This window comes from Brevundimonas sp. EU05-FHT14B07 (genome assembly GCF_058790795.1).
This window is the reverse complement of the sequence record NZ_JBYTCZ010000002.1, coordinates 742,399-753,011: the sequence shown is the minus strand read 5'-3', so window position 1 is coordinate 753,011 and position 10,613 is coordinate 742,399. Positions and strand designations below refer to the sequence as shown.

9 protein-coding genes are annotated in these 10,613 nt (G+C 65.4%); 2 read left to right on the top strand and 7 right to left on the bottom strand.

Annotation, left to right across the window (positions count from 1 at the left end; genetic code table 11):
- Nucleotides 1–258: 258 nt before the first annotated feature.
- Complete coding sequence (locus tag AC3WRC_RS07785; RefSeq protein ID WP_055807033.1) at nucleotides 259–933, bottom strand: YiaD family glycine zipper/OmpA-like lipoprotein; 675 nt, start codon at nucleotides 931–933, stop codon at nucleotides 259–261.
- Nucleotides 934–1,159: 226 nt separating this feature from the next.
- On the opposite strand from AC3WRC_RS07785, the gene AC3WRC_RS07780 reads away from it, so the two are divergent.
- Nucleotides 1,160–2,071 (top strand): isopenicillin N synthase family dioxygenase, encoded by a 912-nt coding sequence (locus AC3WRC_RS07780; protein ID WP_284876582.1) that lies wholly within the window; start codon nucleotides 1,160–1,162, stop codon nucleotides 2,069–2,071.
- A 4-nt stretch (nucleotides 2,072–2,075) separates the two neighbouring features.
- On the opposite strand, the gene AC3WRC_RS07775 is transcribed toward AC3WRC_RS07780, so the two are convergent.
- The 6 genes from AC3WRC_RS07775 to AC3WRC_RS07750 all read right to left on the bottom strand — a co-directional run bounded on the left by AC3WRC_RS07775 (nucleotide 2,076) and on the right by AC3WRC_RS07750 (nucleotide 9,216).
- Nucleotides 2,076–3,986, bottom strand: coding sequence for a TadE/TadG family type IV pilus assembly protein (locus AC3WRC_RS07775; protein ID WP_492303459.1), 1,911 nt, complete (start codon nucleotides 3,984–3,986; stop codon nucleotides 2,076–2,078).
- 96 nt (nucleotides 3,987–4,082) lie between these two features.
- The gene (locus tag AC3WRC_RS07770) at nucleotides 4,083–5,978 is read right to left on the bottom strand and encodes a M2 family metallopeptidase (RefSeq protein ID WP_492303458.1); all 1,896 of its coding nucleotides are present in this window, start codon (nucleotides 5,976–5,978) and stop codon (nucleotides 4,083–4,085) included.
- Nucleotides 5,979–6,042: 64 nt separating this feature from the next.
- A complete protein-coding gene (gene mtgA / locus AC3WRC_RS07765; protein ID WP_492303457.1) occupies nucleotides 6,043–6,735 on the bottom strand; it encodes a monofunctional biosynthetic peptidoglycan transglycosylase in 693 nt (230 codons plus the stop codon).
- Entirely contained in the window at nucleotides 6,735–7,700 is a 966-nt protein-coding gene (locus AC3WRC_RS07760; RefSeq protein ID WP_492303481.1) for a WD40 repeat domain-containing protein, read from the bottom strand. The genes mtgA and AC3WRC_RS07760 overlap by 1 nt, the downstream gene beginning before the upstream one ends.
- A 49-nt stretch (nucleotides 7,701–7,749) precedes the next feature.
- Nucleotides 7,750–8,688, bottom strand: a complete 939-nt coding sequence (locus tag AC3WRC_RS07755) for a pirin family protein (RefSeq protein ID WP_492303456.1) — start codon at nucleotides 8,686–8,688, stop codon at nucleotides 7,750–7,752.
- Nucleotides 8,689–8,727: 39 nt separating this feature from the next.
- Entirely contained in the window at nucleotides 8,728–9,216 is a 489-nt protein-coding gene (locus AC3WRC_RS07750; RefSeq protein WP_055754211.1) for an Lrp/AsnC family transcriptional regulator, read from the bottom strand.
- Nucleotides 9,217–9,377: 161 nt separating this feature from the next.
- Between AC3WRC_RS07750 and AC3WRC_RS07745 the strand changes: the two genes are divergently transcribed.
- Nucleotides 9,378–10,613, top strand: coding sequence for a thiamine pyrophosphate-dependent enzyme (locus AC3WRC_RS07745; RefSeq protein WP_492303455.1), 1,236 nt, complete (start codon nucleotides 9,378–9,380; stop codon nucleotides 10,611–10,613).

Sequence of the window (10,613 nt, the reverse complement as noted above, 5' to 3'; positions counted from 1 at the left end):
GGCCAAGCCGACCGCCGACGGTGTGCGCGAACCGCTCAACCGCCGCGCGACCATCGACATCAACTTCTAAGACTTTCGGAGCCGACCGGTTCGTCCGGGTCGGCTTCGAGCTTCGAAGTCGTCGAAAGACAGAACGCCGCTTCCGAAAGGAGGCGGCGTTTTTCTTTGCGCCGTCTCACCCTCTGCGTGATGCGTCCACGCAGCCAAAAAGGCGGCGCCTTGCGACGCCGCCCCCAAGTATTCTGACTTAAGGCCTGATCAGCCGGTGAACGGGCGGATCAGGATTTCGACGCGGCGGTTCTGCGCCTTGCCTTCGGCAGTGGCGTTCGAGGCCACCGGGTTACGCGAGCTATTACCGGCGACATAGAGGCGCTGCGCGATCACGCCGCGACGCACCAGTTCAGAGGCGACGCTGCTCGCGCGGCGCTCAGACAGAGGCTGATTGATCGCGTCGCCGCCCGACGAATCGGTGTGACCGATCACGTCCACGGTCGACTGGTCATACTGTTGCAGAACGCGGGCGACGTCATCCAGCACCGGCAGGAAGCGCGGATCGATGGAGGACTGGTTTGTGGCGAAGGTCACGTCCGACGGCATGCGCAGCACGAGCAGGTCGCCTTGACGGGCTACGCCGACGCCGGAGCCGGACAGTTCGGCTTCCATCGCGCGTTGCTGACGATCCATGTATTGGCCGACGGCGGCGCCGCCCAGCGCGCCGATCCCGGCGCCGATGAGAGCGTTCTTGCGGCCCTGTTCGCCGTTCGAGGTGTTGGTCAGATAGCCGAGAACCGCGCCACCCAGAGCACCGGCGATGGCCCCGGTTCCGGTATTGTTGCGAACCGGACCCGAACGATAGGGGTCGGTGGTGGTGCAGGCGGCGGCCCCCAGCAGGGCGGCGATGGAAACGCTGGCGACGATAAACTTGGCGCGCATGGAATGGTCCCTTTCTTTTGAGCGATCTGGCGCGGAAACGTGCGCTTACTGTGAAGGTTCCAATCTGTACGGCGCATGAATGCCCGCCACGTCCGCGCTCGCCATGGCCCTGACAAAGGCGTCGATTGGGCGTATGGGAACCGCCGCACATCCCCAGATCGAGGACGACGCCGTGAGCGTGACCCAGACGGACAACACGACCAACCGCGCCATTCAGCCGGTTTCGATGACGCAGTACGACGCCGATTTTCAGGCGTTCAGCGACGCACTGGGCGCCTCCTTCTCGCGCTATGGCTTCGCTGTGGTCGCCGACCATGGTCTGGATGAGGCGCGCATCACCGCAGCCATCGACGACGCCAAGGCCTTCTTCGCCCTGCCGGAAGAGGTGAAGCGTCAATACCATCAGCCCGGTACGGGCGGCGCGCGCGGCCTGACCCCGTTCGGGGTCGAGGCGGCCAAGGACGCCAAGACGGTCGATCTGAAGGAGTTCTGGCACGTCGGTCGGGAACTGCCCGAAGGCCACCCCTATCGCCGCTATATGCGCGACAACGTCTGGCCGACCGAAGTCGAGGGCTTCCGCGAGCACCTGTATGGCATGTTCGAGGACCTGGATGCTTTGGGCGCCAAGATCCTGCGCGCCATCGCCCGCTACCTGAGGCTGGGCGACGACTTCTTCGCGGACAAGGTGGAGATGGGTAACAGCGTCCTGCGCATGCTTCATTACCCGCCGGTTCCGGCAGATGCGCCGGGCGTGCGCGCCGGGGCGCACGAAGACATCAATGTCATCACCCTGCTGCTCGGCGCCGAAGAGGCTGGTCTGCAGCTGAAGGACAAGGACGGCAGCTGGCTCGACATCGCGCCGCCGCCCGGCGCCCTGGTCGTCAATATCGGCGACATGCTGCAGCGGCTGACCAACCACGTCCTGCCGTCTACGACCCACCGCGTGGTCAATCCGGCGCCCGAGCGTCGCGGTTTCGCCCGCTATTCGACGCCCTTCTTCCTGCACTTCAACCCGGACTTCCCGATCGAGACCCTGCCCAGCGCCATCACGCCGGACAATCCCGATCGCTATGCGGGCAAGACCATCCTGGCCGAGGATTATCTGACCGAACGCCTGCGCGAAATCCGCCTGCTCTAGGCCGTCAGCGGGAAATCCGTAGTCGGGTGATGTCGCGTCCGATGGCCTGGAAGTCGTTGGACAGGTCCGCGCCCGACTGCGGCAGGAAGGCCTTGTCCTTGTCGGTGGCGCAGGTGCTGAGGATGTTGGCCGCGTCGCTGCCGGGCGTAATCGAGAAGCCCACGGTATAGACGATCACACCCTTGGCCTTCATGCCGGTGCAAAGCTTTGCGGCCTGATCGAACGGGTCGCCGTTCGTCGCATCGCAGGCGATCTTGTCGTAGAGATTACCGGACCCGGAGCCGGCGTCGCGGGCGATCACGCCGCCGCAATAGGGGGTGTTGAACTCACCGTCCGTCATCAGAATGACGGCCTTCAACACCTTGGTCGGCGCATAGGCAGCGGCGGGATTGGACGACCACAAACCATTGAATTGGTTGGATACCGTGTACCACCCCCAGGCCAGGCCGATCTGACCCGCCGTCGAGCCCGTGACAGACAGCCCGTTCACGAGGCTGGTCAGTGTGTCAATATTGGATGTCAGCGGTTGGACGGTCGCTGCCGGACAGGGATTGCGTGGAGACGCATAGTTTCGGCCGACGTAGGCCGAACCGGGAGCCGTGTCGGTGTAGGCCGATGAGCCAGTGCGCTCGCTGACGCAGGTCGTGTTGTCGAATACGTTCAGACGATTGTATTGCGGATCGCGGAAGACACGCTTGGCGCATCCGTCACGGCCGCACTGAACCGCGCCGCCGTTGGAATAGTCGGCGTAGGTCGCGCCACCGACAGGCACAACGAAGGCGTCCTTGGATGTGCGCTCGTAAACTTCAAAGAGGCCGCTGCTGTTGTTCAGCGCCGTCATGCCATTCACGCCAGTGATCTGCACACCCTCGTCCTCAGACAGGCCGTGATTCACGGAGGTGATGGTGACAAAGCAGTCCGAGCGCATGCATTTGCGGATCTGACCGCCCGAGCTGTAGCTGCTGTATCCGCTGCTCGTGTTCAGCGCATACCAGTTCGCGCCCGATTGATATTTCAGGGACACCTTGTTGGCGTCGATCCGCACGACCTTGTAGGCGCGGTTGTTGATCTGGGTCATGCCGCTGACGCCGCTGATCCAGACGTAGTCGTCGGTCGATAGCCCGTGGCCGTTGGCGGTCACGACGCCCGGCGAAGCGCGCGTGATGCCGGAGATCGACTTGGCCGCCGCCGCCGCCCATGCGGCGCCGGTGATGCCGGTCGATCCGACCGAAGCGCCGCGCGCGGCGTCGGCGCGAGCGCCCAGATTTACGCCGATCGAATAGGGCACGATCGCCATGCGTGAATAGTAGGGCGTTTGTTTCGCCGCCGGCTGAACGACCAGTTTGATCAGCTGGTTTGCGGCGTTCTTCAAATCGCCGATCCGGTTGTTACTGGCCATCGAGCCGGTGATGTCGAGCACCAGCGAAACCTCGATGTCCTTGGACGATCGATTCACCTCGGAGTGGACGCTGACCGGCAGGGTGTCGTCCAGTATCTTGCCATAGGGCGGCAGGACCACGTTGGCGATCAGGGTCTTCACCTGGACCTGGATGTCGGCAATGACGACCTGGTCTTTCGTCAGCTCAATCTTGATGGCGTCGTCAGCAAACGGTTCCACAGAGGCGTTGCGCAGATTGGCTCTCAGCGCCACCAGGGCGACGGTCTTCAGGTCGTTCGGATCGGTATAGGACGACCGCGCCGCAGCCAGGGTGGCGGCGTCCAGCGCGTCTTGAACGCGAGCCTTGGCCGTCGTCACGCGGTTGATGTCGATGCCGCCCAGGGTCAGCATGATCAGCGCTGGCATCACCAGAGCGAAGATCATCACGACATTGCCGCCGCAGTCCGACGACAGGCGCGACGTGAACGAGCGCAGAGTCTTCACCGCCCTGCCGATCCGATTGGAAATCTTCACCATGCCCATCCCAAAGGACGCGGACCGCCCGATTAGCGCTCAGTTTGCCATCGGGCGGTTAAGGGAATTGTGAAGGGGACAGTTAACGCCGCCGCGTGATCACGCGGCGCTCCATCCGCATTGGTGACCGCGGTTCTGTTCCTGGAGCCAGACGTTCAGCGGGGCGAAATAGTCGGCGATGGCCGAGGCGTCATTGCCGTCATCGCCGGTGAAGGCCTTCATCGCCTCCTGCCACGGCTGGGACTGACCCATTTGCAGCATGGCGTTGAAGCGGGCGCCCACTTCCTTATTGCCGTAAACGGAGCAGCGGTGCAGCGGCCCGGTCCAGCCGGCCTGTTTGCAGGCGGCGCGCTGGAACTGGAACTGATAGATCGCCGCCAGGAAGTAGCGCGTATAGGGCGTGTTGCCCGGCACATGGTATTTGGCGCCCGGATCGAAGGCGTTGGCCGGACGCGGGCCGGGCGGGACCAGACCCTGGTATTGCAGCATGTCAGCGGTCCAGGCGGTATTGTAGGCGGCCGGCGCCGTCTCGCCCGAGAAGACGTCCCAGCGCCAGCGGTCGACCATCAGGCCGAACGGCAGGAAGGCGATCTTGTCCAAGGCCATCTTGAGCAGGAAGGGAATGTCTTCCTCTGCGCCCGGGGTGGTTTTGAGCAGGCCGATCTGGTTCAGATAGGTGGGGGTCAGGGCCGACAGGCCGACGAAGTCGCCGATGGCCTCGTGGAAGCCATCGTTCGCGCCGTTCCGGAACAGCATCGGCTGGTTCTTGTAGGCGCGCTGATAGTAGTTGTGACCCAGTTCGTGATGGACGGTGTAGAAGTCGTCGCCGTTGACGTTCGTGCACATCTTGATGCGGATGTCGTCGGCGTTGTCCAAGTCCCAGGCCGAGGCGTGACAGACGACTTCGCGGTCGCGCGGGCGGGTGATCTGACTGCGTTCCCAGAAGGTCTGAGGCAGGGGATCGAGGCCCAGCGAGACGTAGAAGCCCTCGCCCGTCCTGACCATTTTCGTCGCGTCGTAATCAGCTGCCTTCAGCAGTTCGGTCAGGTCATAGCTGGAGGCGCCGCCGCTGGGCGGGGCCACCACGTCGTAGATGTTGCCCCACTGCTGCGACCACATATTGCCCAAGAGGTCGGCGCGGATCGGGCCGTGGTCGGGCTGGACCGCATCGCCGTATCTGGCGTTCAGCCGAGCGCGCACATAGCAGTGCAGGTTCTCGTAGAAGGGCTTCACCTGGGCCCACAGCCGGTCGGTCTCGGCGGCGAAGTCGTCGGCGGGCATGTCATAGCCCGAGCGCCAAAGGGCGCCGGTGTCGGCGAAGCCCAGTTCGCGCGAGCCCTCATTGGCGATCTCGACCATGCGGGCGTAATCGTCGCGCATGACCGGCGAGATGGTGCGCCAGCCTTCATACAGCGCCTTGGTCTCGGCGGGATCGCGGCTGTCGGCCAGGATCAGCGAGGCCTCGTCCAGGGTGATCGGCTTGCCCTTGAAGTCGAACTTGCCGGTCGAATAGGTCGAGTCCAGCTGCGTCGTGATCTGGGCCAGTTCGTCGGCCGCGCCGGGGCGGTTGGGCGCCGGCAGAACCAGGCTGAGCCGCAGCAGGTTCAGCTTGCGCCGCACGACCGGATCAACCTGGACGTCGTTGAACTTGGCCGCCTGATTGGCCAGCTGGACCTGAAGCTCGGTCGCCTCGGCGTTGGCCTTGGACTCCAGCCACATGGTGTCGAAGGTGATGTTGGTGGCGCGCGCCCACTGGATGCGGGCGACATATTCGCTGACCTCGGCCCATTTGGTTTCGGCGTCGGCGATGAAGGCCGTCGCGCCCTCGGCGGTGATCGGATAGTCGGCGCGCATGCCGCTGACGGCCGGCGCGGGCGTCGTCGAGGCCGTCTGTTCGACGCCCGGGGCTGCGGCGGCGGGCTCGCTGGTGCTGGCGCAGCCGGCGGCGAAGGCGAGGGCGCAGACCGCGACGGCGGTCATCATCTGACGCTTCATGATGGTTCTCCTGAACAGCGCGGGCAGGAGAGGTCAGGCCCGGTCGCCCGTCAAGCGTGACGGTTCAGCGACCGACGACGCAGGTGTTCAGACCCTCGTTGCGCACCGTGCCCATGGCCGCCTGAATACGCGCGGCGCGCCGACGCACATAGGGGCCGGGCGCGGCGGCTTCGTAACGGCGCGGGGCCGGCAGGATGGCGGCCAGACGCGCCGCCTCACGCGGGCTCAGATCGCGGGCGTCCTTGCCGAACCAGTGGCGCGACGCGGCCTGGGCGCCATAGACGCCGGGCGCCCATTCCACCACGTTCAGATAGACCTCCATGATCCGGCGCTTGGACCACACGGCCTCGATCAGGACGGTGTAGCCCGCCTCCAGAGCTTTTCGGATCCAGTCGCGGCCGGGCCACAGGAAGACGTTCTTGGCCGTCTGCTGGCTGATGGTCGACCCGCCCCGGATGCGCCCGCCCTCGGCGTTGTGATCCAGGGCCTTCTGGATGGCCTCCATGTCGAAGCCGTGGTGGCTGCAGAACCGGGCGTCCTCGGCGGCGATGGCGGCGTTGACCAGGTTGGGCGAAATCTGGTTCAGGCCGCGCCACTGATAGTCCATGCCCTCGCCGCGCGCGAGCTGGCGCAGCATCAGGATCGTGGGCGGCGGCGGCACGACGGCGACGATCAGCACGCCCGCGACCGGCAGCAGGGCCAGGATCAGAAGCGCGGTCAGCACCACGCGACGCCAGCTCTTGCGGCCCGTCGCCATCAGAGGATCAACACCCCGGCGGCGCCGTCTTCGTCGGCCCAGGCCACCTTATCGACGGCGGGGCTGAGCGACAGGGCGACGATGGCCGGCCCCTTCTCGGCCTTGACGAAATTCAGACCCTGGGCCGCCGGATGCGCGACCCAGACCCGACCGTCGGTCAGGCCGGCGGCCAGCAAACCCTGATCGGCGCGGGCCGAGACTAGATTGACCAAGGTTGTGTCGTCATAGCCGATCTCGGTCGCCTCGCGCCCCATCGGCCCGTTCGAGCCGATGAAGGGCCAAAGGACAGCGCCCTGCGCGCCCGAGGTCGCCATCAACTGGCCATTGGCCAGGAAAGCCATCGACCGCACCTTGCCGGGATAGCCGCCCATGCGCAGATTCTTGGCGTCCTTGATGCGCCAGCCGTGCATCTGATTGTCCTGCATGGTCGTGACGACGAAGGCGCCGTCGGGCGAGAAGGCGACGCCGGTGTGCGATCCGGCCCAGGCCAGCTTCACGGGCTGCTGTTTCTCGATCCGCGCATACCACAGGGCCGCCCCGCCATAGGTCGAGGTGGCGATGCGCCGGCCCTTGGGCTCGAAGGCGACGCCGGAGACGGTGCGCTCGTGCTGGAAGTCGCGCCGGAAGCCCACCTCCTTAGGGTCGATCACCGACAGGGTGCGGCCGAAGGAAAAGGCGATCAGGCCCGAGGCCGGCGAGGCGTCGATGGCGTCGATCCACTGGTTCTTGGCCGTGGCGAGAACGACAGGGTCCTCGTCGCGACGGGTCCAGACGACCTTGCCGTCATCGCCGCCTGTGACGATCCCGTCGCCCGACGGATGAACGCAGGCGCACAGCACGGCGCCGTCGTGCGCCTCCGCTCGCGTCCGGTCCTCGAACCGGACCGAGCCGTCGCCGAGGGCGAAGACAGCGCCGGTGTTGTCGAACAGGGCGGCGGTGACCTGGGCGTCGAAATCGAAGTTCATAGGCCGCATGTAGCGATCCGACCTTGCCGCGTCACCTTCTGCTTGCCCGCTAGACCGGATCGGTCGGCTTGGGCGTCACCGGCGCAGGCTCCGCCTGCGCCTTTGCGGGCTCGTCAGGCAGGGGGATGAACTCCAGATCATCGGCGTCCGGCAGCGTCATCCGGCCTGCCTTCCAATCGGCCTTGGCCTGATCGATGCGGGCCTGGCTGGAGGCGACGAAATTCCACCAGATCAGCCGTTCACCCACCGGCTCGCCCCCCAGCACCATGACGGTCGATTGGGTCAGGGCCTTGACCGTCGGCTCGGCCGTCGGCTCCAGCACGATCATCTGGCCCTCGTGGAAGGTGCGATCGCCGACCTCGATGGAGCCCTTGGCCACATAGAGCGCGCGCTCGCTCATGCCTCCGGCGCCCTTGCCGGACGGCGGGGCGGTTCGCACGCCTGGCTGAAGCTCCCAGTGGATGTAGAACAGCGGCGACGACACCGGGACGGCCGCCTTGGCGCCGTAAGCCTCGCCCGCGACCAGCCGCGCGAACAGGCCGCCGTTCTCGTAGGCCGGCTGGGCGTCCTCGCCCAGGTGGTAGAAGGCCGGGTCCATCTCTTCGGCCTCGTCGGGCAGGGCGACCCAGGCCTGCATGCCGTGCATCGGCCCGCCCTTGCTCTTCTTCAGCGAATCGGTGCGCTCGGAATGGACGATGCCCTTGCCGGCGGTCATCCAGTTGACCTCGCCCGGCCGGATCGCCTGATCGTAGCCGAGATTGTCGTGGTGCATGATCTCGCCCTCGAACAGATAGGTCAGGGTCGACAGGCCGATATGCGGGTGGGGTCGCACGTCGATGGCTGTGGCGCCCGGCGCGAACTCGGCCGGTCCCATCTGGTCCAGGAAGATGAAGGGCCCGACCATCCGGCGCGAATGGAAGGGCAGGACGCGCCCGACCTCGAACCCGCCCAGGTCCTTGCGGCGTGCGTCGATCACCAATTCGATCATGTGTCGGCTCCCAAAGCGGCCCGCGCCGCCTGAGCGACGTTATCCGACGTGAGGCGTGATGATGCCAAGAGGCAGGGCGGTCACATTCTTCACGCCGCGCGTGACGATGTGGCTTTCGCAGTCCGAGACGATGCCCAGGGCCAGCAGCTTCTCGCGCAGGAACAGGTCGAAGGCGTGCATGTCCGAGGTGATGATGCGCAGCACATAGTCCTCGCGCCCCGTGATGGTGGCGCACTGGACCACTTCCGGCCACTTGGCCACGGCGGCCTCGAAGACATTGAGATTGTCCGCCGAAGGCAGCATCAGTTTGACGATGGCGTAGACCTCGAAGTCCAGACCCAGCAGCTGCGCGTTCAGCAGGGTGACGCGCTTGGTGATCAGGCCGGAGTCTTCCAGCCGCTTGATCCGCCGCCAGCAGGGCGAGGCCGACAGTCCGACGCGATCGGCGACCTCTGCGACCGACAGCCCGGCGTCTTGTTGCAGGATATCCAGGATGCGGGCGTCGATGGGGTCGAGTTCGTCGGCCAATGCGTTTCTCCGATTATGATTATCGCGAAATAAAATACCCGATATCCGGATTGCGCAAGGTCAAATTGAGCGAGCACCTGCTTAGGGGTCGTGTTATCACACGTCCAGAGGAAACACGGACGGACCCCAGAATGGATATGGACGCCCGCATGAACGATAAAATGAACAAAAAGAACAGCCAGCCCCTGTTTTTGCGCGTGCCGGAGCCGTCCGGCCGTCCCGGCGATACGCCGGACTTCAGCCATCTGCAGATGGACCCTGCTGGTGTCGTCGAACGGCCCGAGGTCGGGTCGACGCCCTATCAGATGCGCGATCTCGCCTTCCGCCTGATTCGGGTGCTGGATGATGAGGGCGCCGCAGTCGGTCCGTGGAACCCGCGTCTAGATCCCGAGACGATGCGCCGGGGCCTGAAGGCCATGATCCTGACGCGCGCCTTCGACGACCGGATGCACCGCGCCCACCGCCAGGGCAAGACCAGCTTCTATATGAAGTGCACCGGCGAAGAGGCCATCGCTGTCGCGCAGGGCATGATCCTGAGCCGCGAGGACATGGGATTCCCCACCTATCGCCAGCAGGGGCTTCTGATCGCGCGCGGTTATCCGCTGGTCGCGATGATGAACCAGATCTATTCCAACGCCGAAGATCCGATCAAAGGCCGCCAACTGCCGATCATGTATTCGGCCAAGGAGTATGGCTTCTTCACCATCTCGGGGAATCTCGGCACTCAGGTTCCGCAGGCCGTGGGCTGGGCCATGGCCAGCGCCTACAAGGGCGACGACAAGATCGCCATAAGCTGGATCGGCGACGGCGCCACGGCCGAAGGCGATTTCCACAACGCCCTGACCTTCGCCTCCGTCTATCGCGCCCCGGTCATCCTGAACGTCGTCAACAACCAGTGGGCCATCAGCTCCTTCCAGGGCATCGCCGGCGGGCTTGAGACGACCTTCGCCTCCAAGGCCATCGGCTATGGCCTTCCGGCTCTGCGGGTGGACGGCAACGACTTCCTGGCGGTCTGGGCGGCGACCCAGTGGGCCGAGGAACGGGCGCGGTCGAACCAGGGGGCGACGGTGATCGAGCTCTTCACCTATCGCGGCGCCCCGCACTCGACCTCCGACGACCCCAGCCGCTATCGCCCCGGCGACGAGCATGAGAAATGGCCGCTGGGCGATCCGATCGAACGTCTGCGCCAGCATCTGACCGTCATCGGCGAATGGGACGACGAGCGTCACGCCGCCGCCCTGAAAGACGCCGTCGAGCAGGTCCGCGCCGCCGGCAAGGAATCCGAAGCCATCGGCACCCTGGGCCAGTCGCGCCCCAGCGTGAAGACGATGTTCGAAGAGGTCTATGCGACCGAAGACTGGCGCCTGATCGAACAGCGCCGCGAGGTGGGGGTCTGA

Bases quoted from the DNA above. Each gene is read 5' to 3' on its own strand.
- AC3WRC_RS07785 (WP_055807033.1), bottom strand. From the start codon at position 933: ATGCGCGCCAAGTTTATCGTCGCCAGCGTTTCCATCGCCGCCCTGCTG.
- AC3WRC_RS07780 (WP_284876582.1), top strand. From the start codon at position 1,160: ATGACGCAGTACGACGCCGATTTTCAGGCGTTCAGCGACGCACTGGGC.
- AC3WRC_RS07775 (WP_492303459.1), bottom strand. From the start codon at position 3,986: ATGGTGAAGATTTCCAATCGGATCGGCAGGGCGGTGAAGACTCTGCGC.
- AC3WRC_RS07770 (WP_492303458.1), bottom strand. From the start codon at position 5,978: ATGAAGCGTCAGATGATGACCGCCGTCGCGGTCTGCGCCCTCGCCTTC.
- mtgA (WP_492303457.1), bottom strand. From the start codon at position 6,735: ATGGCGACGGGCCGCAAGAGCTGGCGTCGCGTGGTGCTGACCGCGCTT.
- AC3WRC_RS07760 (WP_492303481.1), bottom strand. From the start codon at position 7,700: ATGAACTTCGATTTCGACGCCCAGGTCACCGCCGCCCTGTTCGACAAC.
- AC3WRC_RS07755 (WP_492303456.1), bottom strand. From the start codon at position 8,688: ATGATCGAATTGGTGATCGACGCACGCCGCAAGGACCTGGGCGGGTTC.
- AC3WRC_RS07745 (WP_492303455.1), top strand. From the start codon at position 9,378: ATGAACAAAAAGAACAGCCAGCCCCTGTTTTTGCGCGTGCCGGAGCCG.